25 protein-coding genes are annotated in these 26,783 nt (G+C 66.3%); 16 read left to right on the plus strand and 9 right to left on the minus strand.

Annotated elements, in window-relative coordinates; all coding sequences use genetic code 11:
• The first annotated feature begins 256 nt into the window (after positions 1 to 256).
• The 5 genes from GL284_RS01610 (at position 257) to GL284_RS01630 (ending at position 6,452) form a co-directional block, all read left to right on the plus strand.
• Complete coding sequence (locus tag GL284_RS01610) at positions 257 to 1,435, plus strand: calcium-binding protein (RefSeq protein ID WP_155042890.1); 1,179 nt, start codon at positions 257 to 259, stop codon at positions 1,433 to 1,435.
• Between the two features lie 251 nt (positions 1,436 to 1,686).
• Entirely contained in the window at positions 1,687 to 2,604 is a 918-nt protein-coding gene (locus tag GL284_RS01615; RefSeq protein WP_425274161.1) for a dihydrodipicolinate synthase family protein, read from the plus strand.
• A gap of 1 nt (position 2,605) precedes the next feature.
• Entirely contained in the window at positions 2,606 to 4,111 is a 1,506-nt protein-coding gene (locus GL284_RS01620; RefSeq protein ID WP_155042891.1) for an aldehyde dehydrogenase, read from the plus strand.
• 3 nt (positions 4,112 to 4,114) lie between these two features.
• Positions 4,115 to 5,461 carry an NAD(P)/FAD-dependent oxidoreductase gene (locus tag GL284_RS01625; RefSeq protein ID WP_155042892.1) on the plus strand — a complete coding sequence of 449 codons (1,347 nt, stop codon included), beginning with the start codon at positions 4,115 to 4,117 and terminating at the stop codon, positions 5,459 to 5,461.
• 25 nt (positions 5,462 to 5,486) lie between these two features.
• Positions 5,487 to 6,452 carry a LysR substrate-binding domain-containing protein gene (locus GL284_RS01630; protein ID WP_155042893.1) on the plus strand — a complete coding sequence of 322 codons (966 nt, stop codon included), beginning with the start codon at positions 5,487 to 5,489 and terminating at the stop codon, positions 6,450 to 6,452.
• Between the two features lie 12 nt (positions 6,453 to 6,464).
• Here the strand turns inward: GL284_RS01630 and GL284_RS01635 are convergent, their stop codons facing one another.
• Positions 6,465 to 7,085, minus strand: coding sequence for a TetR/AcrR family transcriptional regulator (locus GL284_RS01635; protein WP_155042894.1), 621 nt, complete (start codon positions 7,083 to 7,085; stop codon positions 6,465 to 6,467).
• Positions 7,086 to 7,226: 141 nt separating this feature from the next.
• Between GL284_RS01635 and hpbA the strand changes: the two genes are divergently transcribed.
• Together hpbA and GL284_RS01645 are read left to right on the plus strand one after the other, a co-directional pair.
• Positions 7,227 to 9,263, plus strand: a complete 2,037-nt coding sequence (gene hpbA / locus GL284_RS01640) for an N-methyl-L-proline N-demethylase HpbA (RefSeq protein ID WP_155042983.1) — start codon at positions 7,227 to 7,229, stop codon at positions 9,261 to 9,263.
• 189 nt (positions 9,264 to 9,452) lie between these two features.
• Positions 9,453 to 10,328: a 3-hydroxybutyryl-CoA dehydrogenase gene (locus GL284_RS01645; protein WP_155042895.1), complete on the plus strand. Its 876-nt coding sequence runs from the start codon at positions 9,453 to 9,455 to the stop codon at positions 10,326 to 10,328.
• Positions 10,329 to 10,426: 98 nt separating this feature from the next.
• Here GL284_RS01645 and plsY read toward each other — a convergent pair whose 3' ends face one another.
• From plsY to GL284_RS01660, 3 genes are read right to left on the minus strand one after another with little or no spacing between them, the layout of a single operon-like run.
• Positions 10,427 to 11,011 (minus strand): glycerol-3-phosphate 1-O-acyltransferase PlsY, encoded by a 585-nt coding sequence (gene plsY, locus GL284_RS01650; RefSeq protein WP_155042896.1) that lies wholly within the window; start codon positions 11,009 to 11,011, stop codon positions 10,427 to 10,429.
• Complete coding sequence (gene pyrC / locus GL284_RS01655; protein WP_155042897.1) at positions 11,008 to 12,279, minus strand: dihydroorotase; 1,272 nt, start codon at positions 12,277 to 12,279, stop codon at positions 11,008 to 11,010. Before pyrC ends, plsY begins: the two co-directional genes overlap by 4 nt.
• Positions 12,276 to 13,235, minus strand: a complete 960-nt coding sequence (locus GL284_RS01660) for an aspartate carbamoyltransferase catalytic subunit (RefSeq protein ID WP_155042898.1) — start codon at positions 13,233 to 13,235, stop codon at positions 12,276 to 12,278. The genes pyrC and GL284_RS01660 overlap by 4 nt, the downstream gene beginning before the upstream one ends.
• A 116-nt stretch (positions 13,236 to 13,351) precedes the next feature.
• Here GL284_RS01660 and cobA point away from each other — a divergent pair, with 116 nt between their 5' ends.
• The 4 genes from cobA to GL284_RS01680 all read left to right on the plus strand — a co-directional run bounded on the left by cobA (position 13,352) and on the right by GL284_RS01680 (position 15,834).
• On the plus strand, positions 13,352 to 14,077 hold the full coding sequence (gene cobA / locus GL284_RS01665) for a uroporphyrinogen-III C-methyltransferase (RefSeq protein WP_155042984.1): 726 nt from the start codon (positions 13,352 to 13,354) through the stop codon (positions 14,075 to 14,077).
• Positions 14,078 to 14,156: 79 nt separating this feature from the next.
• Positions 14,157 to 14,666: a DUF2478 domain-containing protein gene (locus GL284_RS01670; protein ID WP_155042899.1), complete on the plus strand. Its 510-nt coding sequence runs from the start codon at positions 14,157 to 14,159 to the stop codon at positions 14,664 to 14,666.
• Positions 14,663 to 14,896, plus strand: coding sequence for a sulfurtransferase TusA family protein (locus tag GL284_RS01675; protein ID WP_155042900.1), 234 nt, complete (start codon positions 14,663 to 14,665; stop codon positions 14,894 to 14,896). Before GL284_RS01670 ends, GL284_RS01675 begins: the two co-directional genes overlap by 4 nt.
• Positions 14,897 to 14,904: 8 nt before the next feature.
• The gene (locus GL284_RS01680) at positions 14,905 to 15,834 is read left to right on the plus strand and encodes an AEC family transporter (RefSeq protein ID WP_155042901.1); all 930 of its coding nucleotides are present in this window, start codon (positions 14,905 to 14,907) and stop codon (positions 15,832 to 15,834) included.
• Between the two features lie 9 nt (positions 15,835 to 15,843).
• Here GL284_RS01680 and GL284_RS01685 read toward each other — a convergent pair whose 3' ends face one another.
• Together GL284_RS01685 and GL284_RS01690 are read right to left on the minus strand one after the other, a co-directional pair.
• Positions 15,844 to 16,176, minus strand: coding sequence for a DUF2794 domain-containing protein (locus GL284_RS01685; protein WP_155042902.1), 333 nt, complete (start codon positions 16,174 to 16,176; stop codon positions 15,844 to 15,846).
• A gap of 51 nt (positions 16,177 to 16,227) precedes the next feature.
• On the minus strand, positions 16,228 to 16,803 hold the full coding sequence (locus GL284_RS01690) for a cytochrome b (RefSeq protein WP_155042903.1): 576 nt from the start codon (positions 16,801 to 16,803) through the stop codon (positions 16,228 to 16,230).
• Between the two features lie 175 nt (positions 16,804 to 16,978).
• Here GL284_RS01690 and GL284_RS01695 point away from each other — a divergent pair, with 175 nt between their 5' ends.
• Positions 16,979 to 20,824 carry a non-ribosomal peptide synthetase gene (locus GL284_RS01695; protein ID WP_155042904.1) on the plus strand — a complete coding sequence of 1,282 codons (3,846 nt, stop codon included), beginning with the start codon at positions 16,979 to 16,981 and terminating at the stop codon, positions 20,822 to 20,824.
• Here the strand turns inward: GL284_RS01695 and GL284_RS01700 are convergent.
• Together GL284_RS01700 and GL284_RS01705 are read right to left on the minus strand one after the other, a co-directional pair.
• Positions 20,802 to 21,044, minus strand: a complete 243-nt coding sequence (locus GL284_RS01700; protein WP_155042905.1) for a hypothetical protein — start codon at positions 21,042 to 21,044, stop codon at positions 20,802 to 20,804. The two genes, GL284_RS01695 and GL284_RS01700, sit on opposite strands and share 23 nt — an antisense overlap.
• A gap of 46 nt (positions 21,045 to 21,090) precedes the next feature.
• Complete coding sequence (locus GL284_RS01705; RefSeq protein WP_155042906.1) at positions 21,091 to 21,942, minus strand: alpha/beta hydrolase; 852 nt, start codon at positions 21,940 to 21,942, stop codon at positions 21,091 to 21,093.
• Positions 21,943 to 22,057: 115 nt separating this feature from the next.
• Here GL284_RS01705 and GL284_RS01710 point away from each other — a divergent pair, with 115 nt between their 5' ends.
• From GL284_RS01710 to GL284_RS01725, 4 genes are read left to right on the plus strand one after another with little or no spacing between them, the layout of a single operon-like run.
• Positions 22,058 to 23,452: a Vgb family protein gene (locus tag GL284_RS01710; RefSeq protein WP_155042907.1), complete on the plus strand. Its 1,395-nt coding sequence runs from the start codon at positions 22,058 to 22,060 to the stop codon at positions 23,450 to 23,452.
• 48 nt (positions 23,453 to 23,500) lie between these two features.
• Positions 23,501 to 24,592: an ABC transporter substrate-binding protein gene (locus GL284_RS01715; protein ID WP_155042908.1), complete on the plus strand. Its 1,092-nt coding sequence runs from the start codon at positions 23,501 to 23,503 to the stop codon at positions 24,590 to 24,592.
• The gene (locus tag GL284_RS01720; protein ID WP_155042909.1) at positions 24,589 to 25,620 is read left to right on the plus strand and encodes a FecCD family ABC transporter permease; all 1,032 of its coding nucleotides are present in this window, start codon (positions 24,589 to 24,591) and stop codon (positions 25,618 to 25,620) included. Before GL284_RS01715 ends, GL284_RS01720 begins: the two co-directional genes overlap by 4 nt.
• Positions 25,617 to 26,381 (plus strand): ABC transporter ATP-binding protein, encoded by a 765-nt coding sequence (locus GL284_RS01725; RefSeq protein WP_155042910.1) that lies wholly within the window; start codon positions 25,617 to 25,619, stop codon positions 26,379 to 26,381. The genes GL284_RS01720 and GL284_RS01725 overlap by 4 nt, the downstream gene beginning before the upstream one ends.
• On the opposite strand, the gene GL284_RS01730 is transcribed toward GL284_RS01725, so the two are convergent.
• Positions 26,378 to 26,782: a DUF1178 family protein gene (locus GL284_RS01730; RefSeq protein ID WP_155042911.1), complete on the minus strand. Its 405-nt coding sequence runs from the start codon at positions 26,780 to 26,782 to the stop codon at positions 26,378 to 26,380. The two genes, GL284_RS01725 and GL284_RS01730, sit on opposite strands and share 4 nt — an antisense overlap.
• Position 26,783 lies beyond the last annotated feature (1 nt).

Here is a 26,783-nt window from a genome sequence, read left to right on the forward strand (position 1 = left end):
GGCGCGGATCACGGCGCGATCAGATGCAATCTGCGTAAAACCGTCCGGGAAATCGGGCGGTTTTTTCATGGCTGAGCAATAAGCTCGCAACGTGCGCAATTTGATCTAAATACAACCTAGAGGTTAATGGAACTTTCATTTCTTAGGCGCAATCTGTGGTTGTGATTCACGAATCACGAGCCGCCATCTCTGCCGCAAAGGGTTCAGGGGTGCGTGATTCCCCTGCCGCCTTGTCCGACATTTCACGGAGATCTGAATGCCGACCCAGAATAGCGACATCCTGCGCGCAACCACGATCAATCAGACGATTTACGGGGGCGGCGGTGCCGACCTCTTTTACTGGAACCCGGCCCATGGCGGGGCCACGTTCCATGGTGGCGACACCAACGAACAATACGATCCAAACCCCTATTTCGACCGCAGCGGCGGCGACCGTCTGATCGTCGAGGGCAATCAGGGCGTCAACATCCGCTTTACCACGACCGAGGATGGCACGGCGAAATCCGGGGCCAGCGTCCTGACCTTTACCGGGATGGAGCGGCTTTATCTTGGCGCGGGCAACGACACCGTGAACGGCGCCAAGGCAGAAATCCTTGCCGCGCACCATGGCACTCCGGTCCACGGGCTGACCGTCTATGGCGGCGACGGCAATGACAGCATCATCGGCACCTCGACCGCCGATTTCATCGATGGCGGTGCAGGCAATGACACGATGCGCGCGGGCGCGGGCGATGATGTGATCCAGTCCAGCACCGGCGACGATCTGATCTATGGCGGCGCGGGCAATGACAATATCCGCTGGGGCCAAGGCAATTTCAATGAGATCGTTGGCCACGACACGGTTTATGGCGGCGCGGGCAACGACCTGATGAACGTCTGGATCAAGGACGGCTGGACCGAAAACGGCCCCGGCGTCGCGGTGCAGATCACGCGGATCCATAATGACGGATCCTTTGCCGGTGCATCCGAAACCACGATCGGCGGCGGCGCGTCGTCGCTGCGTTTCTTCGGGATGGAACAGGTCTGGACGCATGAGGGCCGCGACACGATCGACGGATCGGGCGCGCAGATCAGCGGCAGCGGTGCCGGCTTTCACGCCAACACCCGCTGGGGTGATGACCGGGTGATCGGATCGGGCGGCGACGACACGCTTGAGGGCGGCGAAGGGCGCGACACCATTACCGGCGGGCGGGGCGATGATCTGATCTCGGCCAATGGCGATTTCTTCAGCTGGCGCGCTCCGGGTGATGGGGACCGCGATACGCTGATCTTCCGCGCGGGCGACGGTCACGACACGGTGCTGGGCTTTGACCGGGGCATCGACGTGCTGGATCTGGGCGGACGCAGCTATACGGTCAGCGAAACGGATCGCGGCACGCTGCTGACCATGGGGCAGGATTCGATCCTGCTGAGCAACGTCTTCGATTTCAGCTGATCCGGGGTCGAAAAACATCGCAATCGCCGGGGATACCGGCGATTGTCACCGCGCCCAGATCCGGCCTGCCTTGCGGCCTTATCCGCTAGTGTCCTGATATGGCGACAGGCGGCGACCCACCCCCGCGGCAATAGTTCTTCTAATGCCTGATGGGTGAACATTCTGCTTTGCCGGAAGGCGGGTGATTGGCCTACCTCATATCCTGAAGCGCCCCGCAAACGGGGCAGATGCAACAGGAAAAAGGCGGACCCATGACCCCCCGGATGGTGCTTGAGGGAATATATACCCCGCTGATCACGCCGTTGCACCCGGACGGCGCGGTCGATCATGACGCGCTGGCGGCGGTGGTCGAACATCTGATCGCGGCGGGGGTCCACGGCCTGATCTCGGGCGGATCGACCGGCGAGAACTACGCCCAGACCGTCGAGGAGCGGCTGGAGATCGCCCGTTTCGTCACCCGGCAGACGGCGGGTCGGCTGCCCGTCATCATCGGCACCGGAGCGATGCGGACGCCCGACAGCATCGCGCTGGCCGTCGGCGCACGGGAGATGGGCGCGGATGCGATCCTGCTGGGCACGCCCCCCTATTCCGTGCCGACCGAGCGTGAGAATGCGCTGAACGCTCTGGCCATCGACCGCGCCGCCGACATGCCGATCATCCTTTACAACTATCCGGGCCGCATGTCGGTTGAAATGGGCCGCGAGTTTCTGGACCGCGTGGGCCGCTCCAGCAACGTCATCGGCATCAAGGAAAGCTCGGGCGACATCAATCGCGTCCACCTGCTGGCCCGCGACTATCCGCATATCCAGATGTCCTGCGGCATGGACGATCAGGCGCTGGAATTCTTTGCCTGGGGCGCGCGCAGCTGGATCTGTGCCGGGTCGAACTTTCTGCCGGACGAACATGTCTATCTGTATGAAACCTGTGTGCTGCAGGGCGATTTCGCCAAGGGCCGCCGCATCATGTCAGCCATGATGCCGCTGATGCGCGTGCTGGAACAGGGCGGCAAGTTCATCCAATGCGTCAAGCACGGGACCGAATTGGCGGGCCTGTCAGCGGGTCCGATGCGACCGCCGCTGAAAGGTCTGAACAAGGATGAAAAGCGCGAGCTTCAGCACGTGATCCGCACGCTCAAGACCACCATCAAGGCGATCCGCGAGGGGAACTGACATGACCGACCTGCTGACCACCCAGGAGTACAAGGCCATCGCCGCGTCGCTGGACCTGCCGCAGCACGCATGGATCGACGGCGGCTATCGCCCGGCCATTCAGGGCAAGACCTTTGCGACGCTGAACCCCGCGACGGGCGAAAAGCTGACCGACATCGCCGCCTGCGATGCGACGGATGTCGATCTGGCCGTGTCCAAAGCGCGCGAGGCATTCGACGATGGCCGCTGGTCGCGCCTGCCTCCGGCGGCGCGCAAGGCGGTCTTGCTGAAATTCGCCAGATTGCTGCGCCAGAACGCCCGGGCGCTGGCCGTGATGGAAAGCATCGACAGCGGCAAGACGATCTTTGACTGCGAAACCGTGGATGTGCCGGAAACCATCCATGTCCTTGAATGGCATGCCGAACTGATCGACAAGATCTATGATCAGGTCGCCCCCGCCTCGGACGATCATATCGCCATGGTGGTGCGCGAACCCGTGGGCGTCGTCGGTCTGGTATTGCCGTGGAATTTCCCGCTGCTGATGCTGGCGTGGAAAATCGGGCCGGCGCTGGCGGCGGGCTGCTCGGTCGTGGTCAAGCCTGCGGCGGAAACCACGCTGACCGCGCTGCGTGTGGCGGAACTCGCGGCCGAAGCGGGACTGCCGCGCGGCGTGCTGAACGTCGTCACCGGCGGCGGGGCCGAGGTGGGCGAACCGCTGGGCCGCCATCCCGATGTGGATATGGTCAGCTTCACCGGCTCGACCGTCACGGGGCGGCGGTTTCTGCATTATGCCGCCGACAGCAACCTGAAAGAGGTGGTGCTGGAACTGGGCGGCAAGAACCCCTGCATCGTGCTGGACGATGCCGAAGATCTGGACGCCGTCGCGGCCCATGTCGTCAATGGCGCATTCTGGAACATGGGGCAGAACTGTTCGGCGGCCTCGCGCCTGATCGTTCATGCGGATATTCAGGACAGGCTGATGCAGCGCATCAAGGCCCATGCGCGGGAATGGCCTGTCGGCGACCCGCTGGACCCGCAGAACCGCGTGGGGGCCTTGGTCAGCAAGGCGCATTTCGACAAGGTTTCTGCCTATCTGCAACTTGCGGAAACCGACCGGCTGCTGCTGGGCGGAGAGATCGTCGCCGAAGGCTTCATCGCGCCAACCATCGTGCAGACCAGCCGCACTTCCCCGCTGGCGGTCGAGGAAATCTTCGGCCCCATCCTGTCGGTGATCCCGGTCCACAGCTTTGCCGAGGCGATCGAGGTCGCGAATGCCACCGATTATGGCCTTGCCGCCTCGATCTTTTCGGCGAATGGCAAACGGGCGCTGCGCGGCGCGCGGATGCTGCGTGCGGGCACCGTCACCGTGAACAGCTTTGGCGAGGGCGACATCTCGACCCCGTTCGGAGGCTACAAGCAGTCGGGCTTTGGCGGGCGGGACAATTCGATCCACGCCCATGACCAGTATACGCAGCTGAAAACCATCTGGCTGGATCTGACCGACCATGCCGACAGCGCGCTGGATTAGACCATGACCACGCATCAGGCGATCCGCACCCCGACCTTTACCGGCCCCGCCGGGTGGAGCGCGATCCTGCCGCCGGCAGCACCCCGTGCGCCGCTTCAAGGTGACACGGGCTGCGATATCGTCATCGTGGGCGGCGGCTTTGCCGGACTTGCCGCCGCGCGCCGCCTGCACCAGATCGATCCGGCGCTGCGCGTGGTCATTCTGGATGCCGCGCGGATTGCCGAGGGCGGCACGGGGCGCAATTCCGGCTTCATGATCGACCTGCCGCATGATCTGACCTCGGGCGATTATGCCGGGTCGGGCGACGGTCACGGCCAGCAGCTGACGCAACTGAACCGCCACGCCATCGAATTCGCCGCCGGATGCGTGGCGGAATACGGCATTCCGGACGGGTTTTTCCAGCGGGCGGGCAAGATCAACGGCGCGGCCTCGGATGGTGGAGCGGCGGCGAATGCCGCCTATGCCCGGCATCTCAGCGCCCTGAATGAGCCGCATCAGGTGCTGGACGCGCAGGACATGCGCCGCATCACCGGGTCAAGCTATTATCGCGGCGGGCTTTATACGCCCGGCACGGTGATGATCCAGCCTGCGGGCTATGTGCGGGGTCTGGCGGCCGGCTTGCAGCGGCAGGGCGTCACCATCCACGAAAACTCGGCCGTTACCCGTATCGACAGCACGCAAGGCGGCTGGACGGCCCGGACCGCACAGGGCAGCGTCACCGCGCAAAAGCTGATCCTGGCCGCGAACGGCCATCTGGAAAGCTTCGGCTTCAAGCGCGGCCAGTTGATGCACATCATGCTGAACGCCTGCATCACCGAGGAGCTGGACCCAGCCGCCATCCGCGCGCTTGGCGGGCAGGACTGCTGGGGCATCACCCCCGCCGATCCGATGGGCACGACGGTGCGCCGCATCGGCCCGGCGCAGGGCGGCAACCGCATCGTGATCCGGCAGGGCGCATATTACCGGCCCGGGATGCAGACCAGCCGCGCCGATCTGCAACGTCTGGTCGGGCAGATGCGGCGGAAATTCGACGCGCGGTTTCCCATGCTCAAGGGGATCCGCTTTGCCCATAGCTGGTCGGGGCATCTGTGTCTGGCCAGAAACGACGTGTCGGTGATGCGCGAGCTTGAGACCGGGCTTTACGCCGCCTGCGTGGATAACGGCCTTGGCACGACGCGCAGCACGCTGACAGGCATCGGCGCCGCCGAACTGGCCTGCGGTCTGACCAGCCCGATCACCGAATTTTTCGGCGCACAGGCCGAGCCCTCGCCTCTGCCGCCACATCCCTTCGACACGATCGGCGCGAATGCCTATCTTCGCTGGAAAGAGTGGCGCACCCGTCGGGAATAGGCCGCTGGGGTTCAAGGGATCTGCCATGCCGATCAAGCGCCGTCATCTGCCCTCGCTGGGATCCTTCGCTACGTTCGAGGTCGCGGCAAAGCATCTCAGCTTCACGCTGGCCGCGCGCGAGTTGAACGTCACCCAGGGCGCGGTCAGCCAGCAGATCCGCTTGCTGGAACGCGCGTTGGACGTGGCGCTGTTCGTGCGCAAGCACAATGCGCTGGAACTGACGCCCGAGGGGGTGAACCTGTTTGCCGCCGTGACGCAGGGGCTGGACGCGATCAGCGCCGCCGTCGCCACGCTGGCCCCGCAACAGGGGCCGCAATCCGTCACCATCTCGGCCACGGACGGCATGGCGCAATTCTGGCTGCGGCCGCTGATCGACAGGTTCCGCCACAGCCATCCCGATGTCGGCTTTACCGTCTTCGCCTCGGACGAAGATGACACTCTGCGCAGCTATGCCGAGGTCGATATCGCCATCCTGTGCGGAAACGAGCGCTGCGAGATCGGCGAGGTGCTGCATTTCCTGTTCCCCGAAACCGCCCAGCCCGTCTGCACACCGCAATTTTTGCAGCGTTTCGGGCCGTTCGATGATGCCGACAGCCTGAACCGCGTGAACCTGCTGCATCTGCATGACCGGCATTGGAGCGCCGATGCCATCGGCTGGCAGCCGCTGGGCTGGCGGGAATGGTTCCGGGCGCAGGGCAAGGAATGGGCGGGCCCGCCCTCCAGCCTCAGCACGAACAAGGTGGGGCTGCTGATGTCGGCCACGCTGGCGGGTGAAGGCGTCATGCTGGGCTGGCATCCGATGGTGCAGGCGCTGGTCGCATCGGGCGATCTGGTCTTTGCCCATGGCGCACCGATCAGCGCGGGACGTGGCAACTTTCTGAATGCCAAGCAGAAATCCCTGAAGCGCCCCTGTGTCGCAGCCTTCGTGGACCATGTGCTGAAAGCCGCGCGCGATCAGATGGCGGGATATGGCGGCACGCAGCCGGGCTGATGGGCAGGGCCATTATCCCAGCAGGCGCGCGCTGAACCGCGCCATCTCGCGCGGCTGGGGCAAGGTTCCGGTATAGATCTGCACATAGGTCGGAATGCGCGACATCCGCACGGCCAGATCCTCATGCGCACGCATCGAGATATAGCCGATCTGCGTCAGATAGATGGTGCGCGCGCGGATATCGGCTGCGTCCTGAGGATGGTCCCAGCGCATCAGCATGTCGCGCAAGGCGGCAAGGCGCGCGGTATCGGCCGCCTCGATCTTCTGGGCGATCCCGGCATCCTGAAGCGCCCAGCTGCGCAGCGCAAATTCCAGCCGCGCGTCGAAATTGTCCGACAGAAAACAGGCCAGCACGTTCAGCATCGCCTCGGCCACGCTGTCGGCATATTCCGTCGCGGCCCGGATCAGCGGCACGGTGGTTTTTTCGTGCCAGCCGTCGGTCAGCGCCTCCAGCAATGCCTCGCGGTCCTGAAAGAACCAGTAAAAGCTGGTGCGCGACAGGTTAAGCTGCTTGGCCAGCGGCAGGATCTTCACGGCCTCGACGCCGTTTTCGATCAGCGCGTGATACCCGGCCTCAAGCCAGCCCTCACGTGATCCCCGCCATCCGCTTTCCGCTGCGCCATTCTGCTTCATGCGCCATCCCTAGCCGCAGTGGGCTGGCGTCGCAAGAAATGTCCTGTGCTGACGGCTTAATGTGCATGCGTGGTTTTATAATTGACAGTCATGAACATTCCTTGGATTCTGCGCCGCGACTCTACCCAGCAGGCAGATGACATGTCGAACGATCCGCTTTTGCAGCCCTATCGGCTGAAACACCTGACGCTTCGCAACCGCATCATGATTACCAGTCATGAACCGGCCTATCCCGAGGACGGGATGCCCAAAGACCGCTACCGGGCCTATCATGTCGAACGCGCCAAGGCGGGCGTGGCGCTGACGATGACGGCGGGCTCGGCCTCGATCGCGCGCGACAGCCCGCCGGTGTTCAACAATATTCTGGCATGGAAGGATGAGGTCGTCGGCTGGATGAAGCAGCTGGTCGACGAATGCCACGATCATGGCGCGGCGGTGATGATCCAGCTGACGCATCTGGGCCGCCGCACGCGCTGGGACAAGGCCGACTGGCTGCCGGTCATCGCCCCCAGCCATGAACGCGAGGCCGCGCATCGTGCCTTTCCCAAGCGGATGGAGGACTGGGACATCGCCCGCGTCATCGCCGATTTCGCCGATGCCGCCGAACGCATGAAGGCCGCGGGCGTCGACGGGATCGAGCTTGAGGCTTACGGACACCTGCTGGAACAGTTCTGGTCGCCCCTGACCAACGATCTTGAGGCGCCTTATGGCGGCAGTCTGGAAAACCGGCTGCGCTTCACCACGGATGTGCTGGGCGCGATCCGACAGCGCTGCGGGCCGGATTTCATCGTTGGCCTGCGCTATACCGGCGATCAGATGCAGCCCGGTGGCATGACCGCGGCCGAGGGGATGCGGGTCTCGCATCTGCTGAAAGACAGCGGGCTGGTCGATTTCCTGAACGTGGTGCGCGGCCATATCGACACCGATGCCGGGCTGACCGACCTGATCCCGGTCCAGGGGATGCGCAATGCCCCGCATCTGGAATTTGCCGGAGACATCCGCAAGGCCACGAATTTTCCCACTTTCCACGCCGCCAAGATCCCTGATGTGCCGACGGCGCGCCACGCCATCGACTCGGGGCTGATCGACATGGTGGGGATGACGCGGGCGCATATGGCCGACCCGCATCTGGTCCGCAAGGTGATCGAGGGGCGCGAGGATGACATCCGCCCCTGCGTTGGCGCGAATTACTGCCTTGACCGGATTTATCAGGGCGGCATGGCGTTCTGCCTGCACAATGCCGCCACCGGGCGCGAACAGACCATGCCGCAAACCATCCCGGCAGCCCCAACGAAGAAACGCATCACCATCGTCGGCGCAGGCCCCGGCGGCATGGAAGCCGCCCGTGTCGCCGCCGAGCGGGGCCATGCCGTGACGGTCTTCGAGGCCGCCGACCGTCCCGGCGGGCAGATCCGCCTGACCGCGCTGCAGGAACGGCGGCGCGAGATGATCTCGATCATCGCCTGGCGTCAGGCCATGTGCGACAAGCACGGCGTCAGCTTCCGCTTCAACACCTTCGCCGATCAGGCCGATGTGCTGGCAACCGATCCCGATGAGGTCATCATCGCCACGGGCGGGCTGCCCCATACCGATGTGCTGGAAGCGGGCAATGATCTGGTCGTCTCGGCCTGGGATATTCTGTCGGGCGATGTGAAGCCGGGCCAGAACGTGCTGATCTATGACGATGCCGGCGATCACGCCGCGCTGCAGGCCGCCGATCTGATCGCCGCGACCGGCGCGCGGGTCGAGATCGTGACCCCTGACCGCGCCTTTTCGCCCGAGGTGATGGCGATGAATCTGGTGCCCTATATGCGCAGCCTGCAAAAGCTGGACACCACCTTCACCGTGACATGGCGGCTGATGTCGGTCGCGCGCGATGGCAATCAGCTGCGCGCGGTGCTGGGCAGCGATTACGGCGGCGTCACGCGCGACCGTCTGGTGGATCAGGTCGTGGTCAATCACGGCACGCGCCCGCTGGATGAGCTGTATTTCGATCTGAAGCCGCTGTCGTCGAATCTGGGTCAGGTGGATTATGAGGCGCTGACCACGGGGGGGCTGCAGGATCTGCGGAAAAATCCCTCGGGCGCGTTCCGGCTGTTTCGCATCGGCGATGCGGTGGCGGCGCGAAACACCCATGCCGCGATCTATGACGCCTTGCGGCTGGTCAAGGATCTGTAGCCCGCGCGCAGGCTGGCGGCGGCAGGCATCGTCCCTGCCGCCCCATCAAGGGGCAGCCGGGCCGAGGGGCGATGCCCCCTGCTGACCCAGCGGCACGGTCAGGGGACTGCTACTTGCCCGCTTTTCGCATTGAACGGCAGGGCCGCTTGCGCCTATCGTCCCGGCGCAGGATCGAAAGGAGCCCTTGGCATGACGATACAATCGGTAGGCGTGATCGGCGCCGGGCAGATGGGCAATGGCATCGCGCATGTCTTCGCGCTGGCCGGCTACGACGTGCTGATGACCGATATCTCACGCGAGGCGATGGACAAGGCGGTCGCGCTGATCGGCAAGAATCTGGACCGGCAGGTCAGCCGCGACAAGATCAGCGCCGCCGAAAAGGACGCGGCACTTGGCCGGATCAAGACCACGTCGGCGCTGGCCGATCTGGGGCAATGCGATCTGGTGATCGAGGCCGCGACCGAACGCGAGACCGTCAAGCAGGCCATCTTCGAGGATCTGCTGCCGCATCTGAAGCCCGAGACCATTCTGGCCTCGAACACCTCGTCGATCTCGATCACGCGGCTGGCCAGCCGGACCGACCGCCCCGAGCGGTTCATCGGCGTGCATTTCATGAACCCCGTGCCGGTGATGCAACTGGTCGAGCTGATCCGCGGCATCGCCACCGATCAGGAGACCTTCGGCAAGCTGGTCACTGTCGTCGAAAAGATCGGCAAGACCGCCGCCAGCGCCGAGGATTTCCCGGCCTTCATCGTGAACCGCATCCTGATCCCGATGATCAACGAGGCGGTCTATACGCTTTATGAAGGCGTGGGCTCGGTCAAATCCATCGACGAATCGATGAAGCTGGGCGCGAACCATCCGATGGGACCGCTGGAGCTGGCCGATTTCATCGGGCTGGATACCTGCCTTGCCATCATGAATGTGCTGCATGACGGGTTGGCCGATACGAAATACCGCCCCTGCCCGCTTCTGGTGAAATATGTCGAGGCGGGCTGGCTGGGTCGCAAGACCGGTCGCGGCTTTTACGACTATTCGGGCGAGGTTCCCGTGCCCACGCGCTGATTGCGGGTGTTGGCCGGGGGCTCTGCCCCCCCGCCATTGACGCCCCCTTGATGGGGGCCTCAATGGCGTCCCCCGGAGTATTTCGGGAACAGAGAAGCTCAGCCTTTCTTGCCGATCCTCGGTTCGGTTCCGGCCATGATCCGCGTGATGTTCGCGTGGTGTCGGATGAAGATCAGGATGGCCATGAAGGCCGTCACGGCGGCCATGTTCCAGCCGTCCAGCCACAGCGCCACGAAAGGCGTCAGCGCCGCTGCGACCAGCGCCGACAGCGATGAGATCCGCCCGATCAGCGCCGCAAGCAGCCACAGCCCGCAGGCTGTCAGGCCAAGCCGCCAGTCCAGTGCCAGCAGCGTGCCAAGGAAGGTCGCGACGCCCTTGCCGCCGCGAAAGCCCAGCCAGACCGGGAACAGGTGGCCCAAAAACGCCGCCGCGCCGGCGATCAGCGCCGCATCCGGACCGGCCAGCCAGCGCGCCAGCAGCACGGCAATCGCGCCCTTGCCGGAATCCAGAAGCAGCGTTGCCAGCGCCGCCGGTTTGTTCCCCGTCCGCAGCACATTGGTCGCGCCGATATTGCCCGAGCCGATCTGGCGCAGATCGCCCAGCCCCAGCGCGCGGGTGATGACGATGCCGAAGGGGATCGACCCCAGCAGATAGCCGATTGCGGCCCACAGGATCAGGCTCATGCCGCGTCTCCGAAGACGCGCTGGCCTGCGACCCATGTGCCCAGCACCCGGCCCTGCATCCGCGCCTCGTCGAAGGGGGTGTTCTTGGATTTCGACAGCAGCTTGAAGCGGTCCATGATGAAAGGCGCATCGGGATCGAACAGCACCAGATCGGCAGGCGCACCCGTGCCCAGCCGTCCCCCGTCCAGCCCCAGCCGCCGTGCCGGGTTCAAGGACATCGCCCGCCACAGCTGCGCCAGCGTCAGGCCGCCGGAATGGGTCAGCCGCATCGCCGCAGGGAGCAGCGTCTGCAGACCCACCGCCCCCGGCGCCGCCTCGGCAAAGGGCAGGCGTTTCGATTCCTCGTCCTGAGGCGTGTGGAAGCTGGCGATCACGTCGATCGTGCCATCCGCCACCGCCTCGATCATCGCCAGCCGGTCGTCTTCGGCACGCAGCGGCGGGGTGAAGCGGAAAAAGGTGCGGTAATCGCCCATGTCGAATTCGTTCAGCGTCAGGTGATGGATGGACACGCCCGCCGTCACGTCCAGCCCCGCCGCGCGCGCGCGTTTCAGCGCAGGCAGGCTGGCGGCCACAGTGATCTGATCGGCATGATAGCGCGCGCCCGTCATCGCCACCAGCGCCAGATCGCGGTCCAGCCCCATGACCTCGGCCATCGGCGACACCGCCGGCAGCCCGTAAAGCGAGGCGAACTTGCCCGAGGTCGCCGCCGTGCCCTTGGACAATCCGGGTTCCTGCGGATGGCCCACGATCAGCGCGCCAAGCCCGCGCGCATAGGTCATGCAGCGCGACATCAGCCGCGTGTCGGTCACGACCCGCACGCCATCGGAAAAGGCCAGCGCGCCCACATCCTGCAAAAAGCCCATCTCGACCATCTCGCGGCCTTCGCGACCGCGGGTCAGCGCCGCCATGTGGCGGATGCGGACCGGAGCGTCCTGCGCACGGCGGCTGGCGAATTCCAGCGCCTCGGGATTGTCGATGGGGGGCAGCGTGTCGGGCCGGGCGATGATCGTCGTGACGCCGCCTGCCGCCGCGGCCAGCCCGGCGCTGCGGATGCTTTCCTTGTGACGTTCGCCCGGCTCGCCGATCTTGACGCCCCAATCGACCAGACCGGGGGCAAGGCATTTGCCATCGCAGTCGATCAGTTCCGCGCCTTCGGGGGCTTCGGCATTCACCGCCTCGATCCGGCCGTCGCGCAGGGTCAGCGTGCCGGTCTCCTCGGTCAGGGCCTCGGGGTCGATCAGGCGGGCGTTCTGGAAATGCAGGATCATGCCGTCAACTCCGAAGCAGCGCGGCCACGTTCGGCCCGCAGGTTGCGCGCCAGCAGGTCCATGGCCGCCATGCGCACGGCGACGCCCATTTCCACCTGATCCTGAATGACGCTGCGGTTGATGTCATCGGCGATGGTGCCGTCGATTTCGACCCCGCGGTTCATCGGGCCGGGATGCATGACGATGGCGTCGGGCGCGGCCAGCGCCAGCTTTTCGTGATCCAGCCCCCAGCGATGGTAATATTCCCGCTCGGACGGGATGAAACCGCCATCCATGCGTTCTTTCTGCAGACGCAGCATCATCACGACATCGGCGCCCTTCAGCCCCTCGCGCATGTCCTCATAGACCTCGCAGCCCCAGTCGCGCGCGCCCGCGGGCATCAGGGTCGCGGGGCCGACCAGCCGCAGCCGGTTCTCCATCTTGCCCAGCAAAAACAGGTTCGAGCGCGCGACGCGGCTATGCGCGATGTCGCCGCAGATCGCCACGGTCAGGCGGTGCAGCCGCCCCTTGGCCCGGCGGATGGTCAGCGCGTCCAGCAGCGCCTGCGTGGGATGTTCATGCCGCCCGTCGCCGGCATTCAGCACCGCGCAATTGACCTTCTGCGCCAGCAGATCCACCGCGCCCGATTGCGGATGGCGCACCACCAGCAGATCGGGGTGCATCGCGTTCAGCGTCAGCGCGGTGTCGATCAGCGTCTCGCCCTTCTTCACCGAGGACGAGGCCACCGACATGTTCATCACATCCGCCCCCAGACGCTTGCCCGCCAGCTCGAAACTGGCCTGCGTGCGGGTCGAGTTTTCAAAGAACATGTTGATCTGCGTCATGCCCGCCAAGGCATCGGAATGTTTCACCGTGCGGCGGTTCAGATCGACATAGGTCTCGGCCAGATCAAGCAATGTGGTGATTTCGGCGGGGGCCAAAGGCTCGATCCCCAGAAGATGGCGCGCGCGGAACATGGATACCCCCGGATCTCGGTCGCGCCCTCTATCGCAAATGCCACGCCATGCGGCAAGTCATGCGCAGCCCTCTTGCCTTGGCGCGGATTTTGCCGCATCGCCCGGATATGGACGACATGAAGGGCAAGGTCAGCTTCGTATCCTCAGGACCGGGCGATCCGGAACTGCTGACCCTGCGCGCGATCCGCCGCCTGCAGGCCTGCGATGTGGTGCTTTACGACGATCTGGCATCCGGCCCGGTTCTGGACCAGTCCGGACCGCAGACAGAACGCATCGCCGTCGGCAAACGCGCCGGTCGCCCCTCGGCCAAACAGGAAAGCGTCAACGCCCTGCTGGTCGAACATGCCCGCGCGGGAAAACATGTCGTGCGGCTGAAATCCGGAGATTCCGGCATCTTCGGCCGCCTCGAAGAGGAAATCACCGCCTTGCGCCGCGCGGGCATCGGTTATGAGATCGTGCCGGGCGTGCCCTCGGCCATGGCCGCCGCCGCCGTCGCGGGCCTGCCTTTGACCCGCCGCCTGACCGCCCGCCGCCTGCAATTCGTGACCGGAGCGGATGTGACCGGCGGCCTGCCCGCCGATCAGAACTGGGCGGCGCTGGCCGATCCCCATGCCACGACCGTCGTCTTCATGGGCCAGCGCACATTTCCGACCATGGTGGCCAGCCTGATCGCGCATGGCCTGCCCGCCGACACACCCGCCGTTCTGGCCGAGGCCGTGGGCCATCCGCATCAGCGCCTGCTGCGCATGACCGTGGCCCAGCTTGCAGCCATGCTCGCGGAGGAAGGACCCAGCCCGCATCCCGCGCTGATCCTCTACGGCCCGCTCGCCGAAGGCGACTGACGGCTTCCTTGTTTTCCAAATACCCATGTTGCACCCTCGGGTCCGGGGGCTATTCTGGCCGCCTGACAGGGGAACCGCGATGCTGGGATTCGTCACCATCCAGAACAATGCGGGCGGGGCCGACCGCCTGCTTGCGGATACGGCAGACACGCTGATCGCCCAGGGCCTGCGGCTTGCGGGCGCGGTGCAGCACAATCTGGACCGGGGCGCGGGACAGGATTGCGACATGGATCTGCGCATTCTGGGCGATCCGGCCCCGCCCATCCGCATCTCGCAAAATCTGGGCACCTGCGCCGAGGGTTGCCGCCTTGATACCGGCGCGCTGGCCCAGGCCGTCGCCCGGTCCGAGGCGGTGCTGGCCCAAGGCGCGGATCTGGTGATCGTCAACAAATTCGGCAAACAGGAATGCTACGGGCGCGGATTTCGCGAATTCATCGCGCAGGCGCTGGCCTCGGAGATCCCTGTCCTGCTGTCGGTGCCTGCCGAACAGTTGCAGGGCTTTCACGACTTCGCCGGTGAACTGGCCCAGCACGTCACCGCCGATCAGGCGCTGGCATGGTGCATGTCCCAGACCCGCCGCGCCGCATGACGCAGACCATCGACGCGCGCGGGCTGCTTTGCCCCCTGCCGGTCCTGCGCCTGCGCCAAAGGCTGAACGCCGCCCGGCCCGGAATGCGCGTGGCGCTGGTCGCGACAGACCGCGCCGCCGCCATCGACATCCCGCATTTCTGCACGCAGCACGGCCACCTGCTGCTCTCGACACGCCAGACCGCACCGGGGGAAACCGAATATCTGGTTGAACGCGGACCCGATGCCTAGGACCTCCGATGGCTGAGATCTTCCTCAAGACCCTGCCCTTCTTCCTGCTGATCGGCACGGGCTGGGCCGCCGCCTATAGCCGCTTCTTCCCGGCCGAGGCGACGGCGTGGCTGACGAAGTTCGTCTTCTACTTCGCGCTGTCGGCCATGCTGTTCCGCTTTGCGGCGGCGCTGGACGTGCAGCGGCTGTTCGATGCGCGCTTTTTCTGGGCCTATCTGTCGGCAACGGCGGCGGTCTGGGCGGTGGCGATGACCGTCGCGCGCTGGCGCAAGCTGCCCTTGGCCGATGCCGCGATGGAGGCGCATACCGCGATCACCGGCAATACCGGCTTTCTGGGCGTGCCGATGCTGGTCGTGCTGCTGGGACAGGCCGCGATCGGCCCGGTGATGATGGTGCTGACGATCGATCTGGTGATCTTCTCGGCGCTGCTGACGCTGCTGGTGACGGCCGCCCGGCAGGGGCGCACGGCGGTCGCGGCGCTGGGTCCACTGGTCATGGGCATCGTCGGCAATCCGATGATCGTCTCGATGGTGGCGGGGCTGATCTGGGCCGCATTCCGCCTGCCCATGCCCGCCCCCGTGGCCGAGTTTCTGGAGCTGCTTGGCGCTGCCGCGACGCCCGGCGCGCTGTTTGCCATCGGCGCCAGTCTGGCGGGCCGCTCGGCGCAGCGAATGGGCCCCGCGCTGTGGATCAGTGGCGTGAAACTGGTGCTGCATCCGCTGGCCGTGGGCATCGCCGCCTTGATGATCTTTGACGTGGACGCCTATGCTGCAGGCGTCATGATCGCCGCCGCCAGCCTGCCGGTCGCGGGCAATGTCTATATTCTGGCCCAGCATTTCGGCGTGGCGGCGCAGCGGGTCTCGACGGCGATTCTGGTCTCGACCGCAGCCAGCATCGCCACGGTTCCGGCGGTCATCCACTGGATCACCACGCGCTGATAGACCCAGTTAATCCACCGGGCGGATCAGCTTCTTTTCCAGCACGCGCAGCACGGTCGGCAGATCATGGCCGCGCTTCAGGATGCGGCCGTCCATGCCGATCACGGAATACTGCCCCTGCGCATTGCGCATCCGGGGCCGCTTTTCGATGCGATACAACGGGTGTTCCGCCGCCCTGCGAAACACCGAAAACACCGCCACCTCGCGCAGGAACGACATGGCATAATCGCGCCATTCCCCCGCCGCCACCATGCGCCCATAGACGGACAGGATCGCCCCCAGCTCGGCCCGGTCGAAGGCGATGCGGTCTTGATCGGGCGTGAAGCCAGAGGACAGGTTCATCATGACATGATGGTGACACCGCAGGGGGCGGCGATCAACGAAAAAGGCGCCTCACGCCCGGCCGCGCCCGGCCATCTTGCGCAAGGTGCCATCGCGCCACATGCCTTCATGCAGACAGACCATCAGCACATGGCCCGCGATCAGGGCCAGCGTGATCCAGCCCAACTCTCCGTGGATCATGTCGCCGAACGTCACCATCCACTCGATGGGCGGGGTCTGCGGCGCAAAGATCTGGAACCCGAAGGGCGCAAAGGCGCGCTCGCTGCCATAGGCCCGCAGAAGCGCCGCCACCGGGATCAGCACCATCGCCGCATACAGCGCCAGATGGCCCAGCGTCGCCGCAAGGCCCAGAACGCCGCTGCCATGGCCGGGGCGGTTGCGGCGATTCATCAGCGCCCAGACGACGCGCAGCACGATCAGCACGAACAGCACCGTGCCCACCTTCTGATGCGTGCCGACAAAGAACGACACGATGGGCTGCCGCCCCAGCGCCAGTTTCAACCCCATGCCCAGAAACTGCCACAGCATCAGCGCGGCGATGGTCCAGTGCAAAAGCCGCGTCAGGCGACCGTAAAGCATTGGCGTATCGCGGAAAGGCAGGGATTTTTCGGGCTGGGTCTGGGGCATACCTTGCTCCTGTTGCGGCCGGGGAGGCGTAAAGTTGACTATTTTTTTCAGGATCACTATGGCCAAGTGACCCGGCGTGAACAAGTTCACCCGCCTCCGTATCAGATAACATGGTCGTCAGCCGATGTGCGTAACAGCTTGTCTTTCCTCTCAACCGGCTGTGATCTGTGATGAAATGAGCCCGCCCGCAAACCCCGTCACCCCCTCCTCCATGCCATTGACCGAGGCACAGGAGGGGCTGTGGTTCGCACAGGCGCTGGATCCCGACAGCCCGGCGCTGAATACAGGGCAGTATCTGGAAATCCTCGGCCCGCTGGATCGCGACGCGCTGGCGCAGGCCGTGGCCCTGACCGTGGCCGAGGCCCCGGCCCTGTCGCTGCGCTTTGCCGATCCCGGCAACGGGCCGCGACAGGCCCCCGGCCTGCCGCCGATGCTGGGCTTTGCCGATCTGTCCGCGCAGCCCGATGCCGAGGGTCAGGCGCTGGCCCTGATGCGCGCCGACAGCGACCGCGCCGTGCCGCTGGACCGCGCACCGGCCGCGGCCTTCACCCTGTTCGTGATGGGGCCTCAGCGGCATTTCCTGTATCAGCGCATCCACCACCTTGCCATCGACGGCTATGGCATGGTGCTGGTGACGAACCGCATCGCCGCGCATTATGCCGCGCTGACCAGCGGCGCGCCGACCCCCGCGCCTTTCGGCCCCCTCGGGCTGGCCCGGTCCGAGGATCTGGCCTATCGTGACGCGCCCCTGCGCACGCGCGACCGCGACTTCTGGCACAAGGAACTGGCCGATCTGCCCGAGGTCACCGGCCCCGCCGCGGGCCGCGCCACGGCGGGCCGCAGCTTCCTGCGCGACAGCCGCCACCTGCCTGCCGCGTTGCTGACGCGGCTTGGCGATTATGCGCAGACGCACCGCCTTGGCTGGCCCGACATGCTGAACGCGCTGTGCGGGGCCTATCTGGCGCGCTGGACCGGCGGCGAGGCGGTGATCGGCCTGCCCTTCATGGCGCGCATGGGCCGCAAGATCGCGGACGTGCCCTGCATGGCGATGAACGTCCTGCCCTTCCGCCTGCGCCCCGATCAGGACGCACCGCTGCCGGACTGGCTGGCCGCGCAGTCCCGCCGCATGTCGCAGGCGCGCCGCCACGGCCTGTACCGCAGCGAGCTTTTGCGCCGAGAGCTTGGCCTTGTCGGCGGCACGCGCCGGCTTTACGGGCCGATGGTCAATGTGCAGCCCTTCGACCGGCCTCCGGTCTTTCCGGGGCTGGAATGTCACCTGCATATCCTTGGCGCGGGCGCGGTGGACGATCTGACGCTGACCTTCCGCGGCGATCCCTCGGCCATGATGTTTCAGGTGGATGCCAACCCCGCCCTGTATACCCCTCAGGATGTGCGCGCCCATGGCGACCGGATCGAGGCCTTCCTGACCGCCGCGCTGGCCGCCGACACGTTGGCGCAGGTTCCGACCGCCAGCCCCGCGGAAATCGCGCAGATGGCCGAACGCGCCACAGCCACCCGCCACGACATCCCTGACACCAGCCTGACCGCGCTGATCCAGACGCAGCTTTCGGCCACGCCCGATGCCGTGGCCGTCAGCTTCGGCGACCAGCGGCTGAGCTTTGCCCAGCTGGACCAGCGCAGCGCGGCGCTGGCGGCGCGGCTGGCGAAGATGGGCGCGGGCCGCGACCGGATCGTGGCCGTGGCGCTGCACCGCTCGCTGGATCTGCCGGTGGCGCTGCTGGCCTGCCTGCGCGCGGGGGCGGCCTATCTGCCGCTGGATCCGGCGCATCCGCCCGACCGCATCGCCCGCATCCTGTCGCTGTCGCAGCCCGTGGCCGTGCTCAGCGATCTGCCGGATCTGTTCCCGTCTGATGCGCCGCTGCTGGCCCCGGCCGACTGGCCCGCGACCGGACAGGTCGCGGCCATGCCCGCGCCCGGCGATCTGGCCTATGTCATCTTTACCTCGGGATCGACCGGAGAGCCCAAGGGCGTGGCGGTCGAACACCGCGCCATCGTCAACCGGCTTTTGTGGATGGCGGCGCATTACGGCGTCGATGCGACCGACCGTATCCTGCAAAAGACCCCGGCGACCTTCGACGTTTCGGTATGGGAGTTCTTCCTGCCCATGCTGACGGGGGCCGAGCTGGTCATGGCCCCGCCCGACGCGCATCGCGACCCGGCGGCCATGGCGCGGCTGATCCGCGACCGGGGTATCACGACCTGCCATTTCGTGCCCTCGATGCTGTCGGCTTTTCTGGCCTCGCCCGCCTCGGACGGGCTGGCGATGCGCCGCGTCTTCTGTTCGGGCGAGGAACTGACCGCCGATCAGCGCGACCGTTTCCACGCGCGGATGCAGGCGGAACTGCACAATCTGTATGGCCCGACCGAGGCGGCGGTGGATGTCAGCTTCTGGCCCGCCAGCCCCGAGGATCGCGAAAATCCCATCCCGATCGGCTGGCCGGTCTGGAACACGGCGTTGAATGTGCTGGACGACCGGATGCGCCCGGTGCCTGCGGGGCTTGCCGGGCATCTGTATCTGGGTGGCGTGCAACTGGCGCGGGGCTATCTGGGCCGTCCCGATCTGACGGCGCAGCGGTTCGTCGACAGTGCCATGGGCCGGCTTTATGCGACCGGCGATCTGGCGCGGCTGCGCCCGGACGGCGCGGTGACCTATCTGGGCCGCTCGGACCATCAGGTAAAGATCCGGGGCCTGCGCATCGAACTGGGCGAAATCGAGGCCGCGATCATGGCCTCGGGCCTTGCGCGCGAATGCGTGGTGCTGGCGCGCGAGGATCACGGCGAAAAGCGGCTGGTTGCTTATCTTGTGGCCTCGGACGCCTATCGCCCCGGCCTGCTGACCGAGCGGCTGGCGGCCAGCCTGCCCGCCTATATGGTGCCCGGTGCCGAGGTGGTGCTGGACGCCCTGCCCGTCACCGCGAATGGCAAGCTGGACCGCAAGGCGCTGCCCGCGCCAAGTTTCGCAGCCCTTGGCCGCGCGGCCCAGACCGCGACCGAGACCCTGCTGGCGCGGCTGTTCCAGCAGGTGCTGCATCTGCCCCAGCCTGCCACGGCGGATGCGGATTTCTTTGCGCTGGGTGGCGATTCCCTGTCCGCCGTGCGGCTGGCGCAGGCGCTTGAGGCGGAAACCGGACGCGATCCGGGCTTGGGCACGATCTTTGAACATCCGCTGCTGTCATCGCTGGCCGCCGTGCTGGATGCGCAAAAGCCGCAGGATGATGGGCTGGGCCCGCTGATCCTGCTGGCCGAGGGCGACATGCAGGCGCCGCCCCTGTTCCTGATCCATCCGGCGGGCGGGCTGTCATGGGGCTATCGCACGCTGGCCCGCCAGATCGCGCCCGCGCGCCGGGTCTGGGGCCTGCAGCATCCGGGGCTGGATCCCGACCTGCCCATGCCCGCCAGCCTTGCCGGCATGGCGCAGGATTATGCGCAGCGCATCGCGGCGCTGGTTCCGGCCGGGCCGGTGCATCTGGCGGGCTGGTCGGTCGGCGGCATCCTTGCGCAGGAAGTCGCCGCCTGCCTGAGCCGCATGGGCCACGCAGCGGGCATCGTCGCCATGCTGGACAGCTATCCCGCCGATGCCTGGCGCAACGAACCCGAGCCCGATCCCGTCGCGGCCCTGCGCGCCCTGCTGGCCATCGCGGGCTATGACCCCGAGGCGCATCGCGATCTGGACAGCCGCGCCAAGGTCGTGGCTTTCCTGCGTCAGGGCGACAGCGCGCTGGGGGCCTTGCCGCAGCGGGTGCTGGATGGTGTGGTGCGCGCGGTGACGGAAACGAACCGCCTGATCCGCGGCCATCACCACAGCCCTTATCCCGGCCCGGTGCTGCATTTCCGCGCCGCCAATGACCACAAGGACCGCGATCTGACGCCCGCGATGTGGACGCCCTATGTCCGGACGATCGAGGTGATCGACCTGCCGCTGATCCATGCCGAGATGACCTCGGGCAAGGCGTCGGCGCTGATTGCGCCGCTGCTGGTCAGCCGTCTGGCCGAGGGCTGACCCTGACCTTGGGGCGGCTGTCAAAGGCCAGCGCGAACACCCCCGCCGCCATGCCCCCGATCAGCCAGGCGATGCCCAGCAGGATTTCATTCGCATCGCCCTGCAATTCGGCGACATTGCGCGTAAGATAGAAGCCCGGCAGTCCCTCTTGCACCTGTGCGACCCCCATACCGCACAGCACGACGCCCACCAGCACAAGCGCATATCTGATAAGGATCATCCGTAGTCCTTTCCCTGTGACAGGAAAGATATGCCGCATGATCCCCTTAGATTTCGTTAAGCGCGAAGGGAAAGATCAGCGGAAACGACCCGGCCAGCGTCTGGATATGGACATGTCCCGGCAGCACATGCACCTGCGCCCGATGCCCCGGATGAAGGGCCAGATCGGCGATGAACTGCATGGTGGCGGGTGCAGGGCCATCGGGCGGCGGACCGTCGCTGCCCGAGCGTTTCTCGCGGTCGCCCAAGGCCATCAGCAGCGGCAGGTCCGCCCGCGCAGCCTTGGCGGCGACGCGCCGCATCAGCGGCTCATCCCACCAGATCGAGGGGCTGATCGCCGCATGGCGCGCAAAGGCCAGCGGCCGGGCCAGCAGGGCGTAAAGCGTGAAAAGCCCGCCGAAACTGTGCCCCCACAGCGTGCGGCGCGCGGGGTCTATGTTTAGCCCGTCTTCGGCCGCCGCGCGCAGCGGGCCGGTCAGGCGGTCGTGAAAGATCGCGGCCCCGCCAGCCACGCGCCCCTCATGGACGTGATCGGGGCGCAGGCCGTCGCCCGGCCCGTCCGGCGCGGTGAAATCCTGCGTGCGCAATTCGCGGGCGAACTGGCGCGGGGTGTCATAGCCCACGCCGACGACCACCAGCCCCTTGGCCATGGCCAGATCCTCTACCGTCAGGAAATCGAACACCGCGTTGCCGTCCAGCATATAGACCACCGGCCACCCCGCATCCGGCGCGGGCCCCTTGGGCACGGCGATGAACAGCCGGTATCCGGGCCCGGCCTGCACGACCTTCTGCGACAGCTGATGCGTCGGCGCGCCCGTGTCAAAGATGCGCAGCTCTGCCGTCATGCGGGCATGTTCGGGACCGACGCGGCCATGTTCACGGCTTTGGGATGCGGACATTTTCAGCGGGTCCTTAGTTGACAGTGACGGTCAGGATTATAGGTTGCGCGCAAGGCGAAGCCAGCCCAATTGCCGGGTCAGCCATCCCCATCTGACATCTCATCAGGAGAGATCCATGGCACATTCCCGCTTTCGTCTGCTTGCGGCCTCGGCGCTGACGCTGTCGCTGCTTGCCGCACCCGTGCTGGCCGACGCGCTGTTCACCCAACCCGCGCAAGACTTCGACGCGCAGGTCCGTATCACCGGCGAGGTGCGCGGCGATCCGATCTATAAGGGCAGCAAGGCCATCATCACCGGCGCGCGCCTGCAACCGGGCCAGACGGTGACGCTGCTGCATGGCAACACGGTCCTGAACACCGATCCGATCACCGTCGATGCCGAAGGCGGCTTCAAATACGAACTGGCCATCGACCCCGCCGCCGTCGCGGGCAGCCAGCCCATCGTCGTCAGCACCGCCAACCCCGCCTCGGCCGATGTGGTCGAACTGAAAGTCTCGGAAAAGCTGCCGCTTTCCGGTCAGGACCGCTTTGCCACCACCAGCCAGCCGGTCGTGCCGGGGCTGTATCAGGTGGCTTACAGCGCGAAATCCAACGCGGTGTTCGTGGCCTCGGCCGTGGGTCGCCCGCCGGTCAAGGACTCGGCGCTGGTCAAGCTGAACCCGGACACGCTGGAGATCGTGGCGCAGGTCACCCCCGCAGAAGCGCCGGAACGCGACGGCAAGCCCGGCGGGCTGTTCGCGGTCTATGGCGTTGCCGTGGACGATGCCAATGACACCGTGTGGGTGACGAATACCCGTCAGGACACCGTGGCGGTCTATAAGCAATCCGACCTGTCGCTGATCAAGCAGTTCGAGCCGGGCGCCGTGCCGCATGGCCGCGATGTGGTGATCGACGAAGCCAACGGCCGCGCCTATGCCTCGACCAGCTTCGGCAATGAAATCATGGTCTTCGACACCAAGACGCTGGAGCCGCTGGACCCGATCGTGATCCCTTCGGATGAGCGCGGCAAATCCTTCGGCGCCATGTCGCTGGATATCGACGAAGAGCATGGCAAGCTGGCGACCGTCAGCACCAGCACCTCGGAAGCGGCGATTGTCGATCTGGCCTCGGGTGAGGTGAAGGTGTTTGAGCTGCCCCATTCCAAGACCGGCTCGGGCGTGGCGTTCGATGCGCAGGACGGGCTGATCTTCACCGTGGCGCAGGACAGCGACAACCTGCTGATCGTGAACGCAGAAACCGGCGAGACGCTGCATGATGTGAATGTCGGCGCCACGCCCCTGAACGTCACGTTCGAGCCGAAAAGCCGTCTGGCCTTCGTGGCAAATCGCGGCGCGGGCACCATCACCGTGGTGAACACCCAGGGCGAGATCGTGGCCAATCTGGATGCGGGCAGCTTCCCCAACCAGTTGCGCGCCGATGGTCAGGGCAATGTCTGGGCGGTGAACAAATCGCGCGGCGAAGGCGATGACAACGGCGACCGGCTGTGGCGCATCGTCCCCGCCACCAATTAAGACCATGGGGCCGGGGTTGATCCCCGGCCCAATCACATGAGGCCTGCCATGTTTCTTCGCCCCCTGATCGCCGCCGCGGTGCTGGCCCTTGCCGGGACCGCGCAGGCCGATGTCACCGCGACCGACATTCTGGGGCGTCAGGTCAGCCTGCCCGAACCGGCCCACCGCATCGTGCTGGGCGAAGGGCGGCATCTGTCGGTGCTGGGTCTGATGCATGACGACCCCGTGGCGCTGGTCGCGGGCTGGCGTCTGGACAAGCCTCTGGACCCGCCCACCATGGCGGCCTACCGCCAGAAGTTTCCCGCCATCGACGCGATCAGATCGGTCGGCGCGGGCAATCGCGATCTGTCGGTCGAGGCGGTGATCGCCCTTGATCCCGATCTGGTCGTGCTGACGCTGATCGACGAGAAAGACCCGGCGATGACCGTGGCGCGCCAGCAGCTTGAGGCGGCGGGCATTCCGGTCGCCTATGTCGATTTCTTTTCCCATCCGCAGGAAAACACAGTGCCCAGCCTGCGCATCCTTGGCGCGCTGACCGGGGCCGAGGACCGGGCCGAAAGCTTCATCCGCTTTTATCAGGAACGGCTGGACCGCGTGCGTCAGCGGTTGGCCGATCCGGCAATCCCGCGCCCGCGCGTCTTCATGCATGTCCATGCCGCGCCGGTGAATTGCTGCTCGACCGTGGGTCCGGGGGTGTTTCATGACTTCGTGACCACCGCAGGCGGCCAGAATATCGGCGCCGAGGCGGTCAAGGGCGTCCTGGGCAATGTCAGCCTTGAATGGCTGATCGGGGCCGATCCCGATTTCTATATCGCCACCGGCGGCGCGCATATGCGGGCGCGCGGCGGTCTGGTGCTGGGTCCGCAGGTCGATGCCGAAGAGGCGCAGACCAGCTTTGACGCGCTGACCAGTGCCCCCGGCTTTGCCTCGCTGCGCGCGGTTCAGACCGGCCATGCGGCGGGGGTGTGGCATCTGTTCAACGACAGCCCCATCCATATCGTGCTGATCGAATATCTGGCCAAGACCTTCCATCCCGATCTGTTCGGCGACGTGGACCCGATGGACACGATGCAGCAGATCGAGGCGAAATTCTCGCCCGTGGCCGTGCCCGGCGCATGGTGGGTGACGCCGCAAAAATGAACGACATCCTTGCAAGTTACCACGCGCAGGGCCGCCGTCACGCGGCCCTTGTCGCCGTTCTGGCGCTGGCCGCGCTGGCAGCCCTGGTGCTGGATCTGACCACCGGCCCAGCGGGTCTGCCCTTGGGCGAAACCCTGCGCGCGCTGGCCGGGGCCGAGGTCTCGCGCGGCACGCAGGTCATCGTCTGGGACGTGCGCCTGCCCGTGGCCGTGATGGCGCTGCTGGTCGGCGCGGCGCTGGCTCTGGCCGGGGCCGAGATGCAGACCGTTCTGGAAAACCCCTTGGCCGAGCCCTTTACGCTTGGCGTCTCCGCCTCGGCTGCGCTGGGGGCTGCGGTGGCCATCGTTCTGGGCCTGACCGTGCCGGGCCTGCCGCCGGTCTGGGCGGTGTCGGCCAATGCCTTCATCTTCGCGGTGGGCGCGCTGATGCTGTTGCAATTGCTGGGCCGGTTGCGGGGTGGCGGCCCCGAGGTGCTGATCCTGTTCGGGGTCGCGCTGAATTTCACCGCCGCCGCCCTGCTGTCCTTGGTGCAATTCGTCGCCTCGGCGGATGCGTTGCAGCAGCTGGTCTTCTGGTCGATGGGCAGTCTGGCTGCGACGCAATGGCCGGGCGTGGCGATGGTCGCGGTCGTGCTGGCGCTGGCCGTGCCGTTTTCCTTTCGCGCCGCGTGGAAGCTGACCGCGCTGCGGCTGGGCGAGGATCAGGCCCAAAGCTTCGGCGTCGATGTCACCGCGCTGCGGCGCTGGACGCTGCTGCGCGTCGGCGTGCTGTCGGCGGCGGCGGTTTCGATGGTCGGGGTCATCGGCTTTGTCGGGCTGGCAGGGCCGCATATCGCGCGGCTGCTGGTGGGCGAAAACCACCGCGTCTTTCTGCCCGCCAGCATCCTGACCGGGGCGCTGGTGATGTCGCTGGCCTCGACGCTGTCCAAGACCATCGTGCCGGGGGTGCTGCTGCCGATCGGGCTGGTCACCTCATTGATCGGGCTGCCGATCTTCTTTGCGCTGATCCTGCGGGGCCGCCGCAGATGAGCGTGCTGGTCCAAGGCATCACGGTCCGGTTCGGCAAGCGCCGCGTTCTGGACGCGCTGAGCCTGCCCGAGCTGCACGCGGGCGAAGTCACCGTGCTGGCCGGGCCGAACGCTGCGGGAAAATCGACGCTGCTGCGGGCGATGGCGCAGCTGATCCCGCATCAGGGCACGGTGATGCTGGACGGCGCCGATCTGCGCCGGATGCCGGCGGTGGACCGGGCGCGGCAGGTGGGCTTCATGCCGCAGGCGCTGCCGTCGGGATCGTCGCTGATCGCGCTGGAAACCGTCATCGCCGCCTTGCGCGCGGGCAAGACCCTGCCCGCCCATCAGGCCGATGCCGCAGCAATGGCCGTGATGGACAAGCTGGGCATCGCGGCCTTGGCGCTTGAGCCGCTGGACGCGCTGTCGGGCGGGCAGCGCCAGATGGTCAGTCTGGCGCAGGCCATCGTGCGCGATCCGCGCCTGCTGCTTCTGGACGAACCGACCAGCGCGCTGGATCTGGCCCGTCAGGTGCGCCTGCTGTCCGAGCTGCGCCGTCTGGCCGCCGAAGGCCGCGTCGTCGTGGCGGTGCTGCACGATCTGGCGCTGGCCGCGCAATGGGCCGACCGCATCGTGCTGATCCATGGCGGGCATGTCCACGCCCAAGGCCGCCCCGATCAGGTGCTGACGCCCGCGCTGCTGGCACAGGTCTATGGGGTGCAGGCGCGGGTCGAACGCTGTTCGCGCGGGCGGCTGATGGTGATGATCGACGGCGAGATCTAGTTGGCGCGCTGCCGCGACCGGAAGGGCAGCGGCGCGACGGGAATGCCGTCCTCAAGCAGTTTCCTGGCGTCCTCCAGCCGCGCCTCGCCATGGATGGCCCGGCTGGGTGCATCGCCCTGATGCATGGCGCGGGCCTCGGCGGCAAAGGACATGCCGACGTAATCCGAATTCGCCTCGACCTGTTCGCGCAGTTTTTCCAGCGCGGTTTCCTGCGGATTGCGCGGAGTTTGCAGATCGCGCGTGGCCACGCCCGGTGCCATCAGCGCCTTTTCGACCGAGGCACTGCCGCAGATCGCGCAGGTCACCTGCCCGGCCTTCTTCAGGGTCTCGAACCCTTCGGAATTCCGAAACCAGCCATCAAAGTCATGGCCCTGGTCGCAATGCAGGTCATAGCGGATCATG

Source organism: Paracoccus shanxieyensis, from assembly GCF_009711265.1.
GTDB lineage: Bacteria > Pseudomonadota > Alphaproteobacteria > Rhodobacterales > Rhodobacteraceae > Paracoccus > Paracoccus shanxieyensis.

What these genes read in the sequence shown, in the direction of transcription:
- plsY (WP_155042896.1), bottom strand. Translation starts at nt 11,011, where the DNA reads ATGAGCCTGATCCTGTGGGCCGCAATCGGCTATCTGCTGGGGTCGATC.
- GL284_RS01680 (WP_155042901.1), top strand. Translation starts at nt 14,905, where the DNA reads ATGGCTGAGATCTTCCTCAAGACCCTGCCCTTCTTCCTGCTGATCGGC.
- GL284_RS01710 (WP_155042907.1), top strand. Translation starts at nt 22,058, where the DNA reads ATGGCACATTCCCGCTTTCGTCTGCTTGCGGCCTCGGCGCTGACGCTG.
- GL284_RS01660 (WP_155042898.1), bottom strand. Translation starts at nt 13,235, where the DNA reads ATGTTCCGCGCGCGCCATCTTCTGGGGATCGAGCCTTTGGCCCCCGCC.
- GL284_RS01715 (WP_155042908.1), top strand. Translation starts at nt 23,501, where the DNA reads ATGTTTCTTCGCCCCCTGATCGCCGCCGCGGTGCTGGCCCTTGCCGGG.
- GL284_RS01685 (WP_155042902.1), bottom strand. Translation starts at nt 16,176, where the DNA reads ATGAACCTGTCCTCTGGCTTCACGCCCGATCAAGACCGCATCGCCTTC.
- GL284_RS01645 (WP_155042895.1), top strand. Translation starts at nt 9,453, where the DNA reads ATGACGATACAATCGGTAGGCGTGATCGGCGCCGGGCAGATGGGCAAT.
- hpbA (WP_155042983.1), top strand. Translation starts at nt 7,227, where the DNA reads ATGTCGAACGATCCGCTTTTGCAGCCCTATCGGCTGAAACACCTGACG.
- GL284_RS01610 (WP_155042890.1), top strand. Translation starts at nt 257, where the DNA reads ATGCCGACCCAGAATAGCGACATCCTGCGCGCAACCACGATCAATCAG.
- GL284_RS01705 (WP_155042906.1), bottom strand. Translation starts at nt 21,942, where the DNA reads ATGTCCGCATCCCAAAGCCGTGAACATGGCCGCGTCGGTCCCGAACAT.
- GL284_RS01720 (WP_155042909.1), top strand. Translation starts at nt 24,589, where the DNA reads ATGAACGACATCCTTGCAAGTTACCACGCGCAGGGCCGCCGTCACGCG.
- GL284_RS01690 (WP_155042903.1), bottom strand. Translation starts at nt 16,803, where the DNA reads ATGCCCCAGACCCAGCCCGAAAAATCCCTGCCTTTCCGCGATACGCCA.
- GL284_RS01670 (WP_155042899.1), top strand. Translation starts at nt 14,157, where the DNA reads ATGCTGGGATTCGTCACCATCCAGAACAATGCGGGCGGGGCCGACCGC.
- GL284_RS01635 (WP_155042894.1), bottom strand. Translation starts at nt 7,085, where the DNA reads ATGAAGCAGAATGGCGCAGCGGAAAGCGGATGGCGGGGATCACGTGAG.
- GL284_RS01630 (WP_155042893.1), top strand. Translation starts at nt 5,487, where the DNA reads ATGCCGATCAAGCGCCGTCATCTGCCCTCGCTGGGATCCTTCGCTACG.
- GL284_RS01700 (WP_155042905.1), bottom strand. Translation starts at nt 21,044, where the DNA reads ATGATCCTTATCAGATATGCGCTTGTGCTGGTGGGCGTCGTGCTGTGC.
- GL284_RS01620 (WP_155042891.1), top strand. Translation starts at nt 2,606, where the DNA reads ATGACCGACCTGCTGACCACCCAGGAGTACAAGGCCATCGCCGCGTCG.
- GL284_RS01730 (WP_155042911.1), bottom strand. Translation starts at nt 26,782, where the DNA reads ATGATCCGCTATGACCTGCATTGCGACCAGGGCCATGACTTTGATGGC.
- GL284_RS01675 (WP_155042900.1), top strand. Translation starts at nt 14,663, where the DNA reads ATGACGCAGACCATCGACGCGCGCGGGCTGCTTTGCCCCCTGCCGGTC.
- pyrC (WP_155042897.1), bottom strand. Translation starts at nt 12,279, where the DNA reads ATGATCCTGCATTTCCAGAACGCCCGCCTGATCGACCCCGAGGCCCTG.
- GL284_RS01615 (WP_425274161.1), top strand. Translation starts at nt 1,687, where the DNA reads ATGACCCCCCGGATGGTGCTTGAGGGAATATATACCCCGCTGATCACG.
- GL284_RS01725 (WP_155042910.1), top strand. Translation starts at nt 25,617, where the DNA reads ATGAGCGTGCTGGTCCAAGGCATCACGGTCCGGTTCGGCAAGCGCCGC.
- cobA (WP_155042984.1), top strand. Translation starts at nt 13,352, where the DNA reads ATGAAGGGCAAGGTCAGCTTCGTATCCTCAGGACCGGGCGATCCGGAA.
- GL284_RS01625 (WP_155042892.1), top strand. Translation starts at nt 4,115, where the DNA reads ATGACCACGCATCAGGCGATCCGCACCCCGACCTTTACCGGCCCCGCC.
- GL284_RS01695 (WP_155042904.1), top strand. Translation starts at nt 16,979, where the DNA reads ATGAGCCCGCCCGCAAACCCCGTCACCCCCTCCTCCATGCCATTGACC.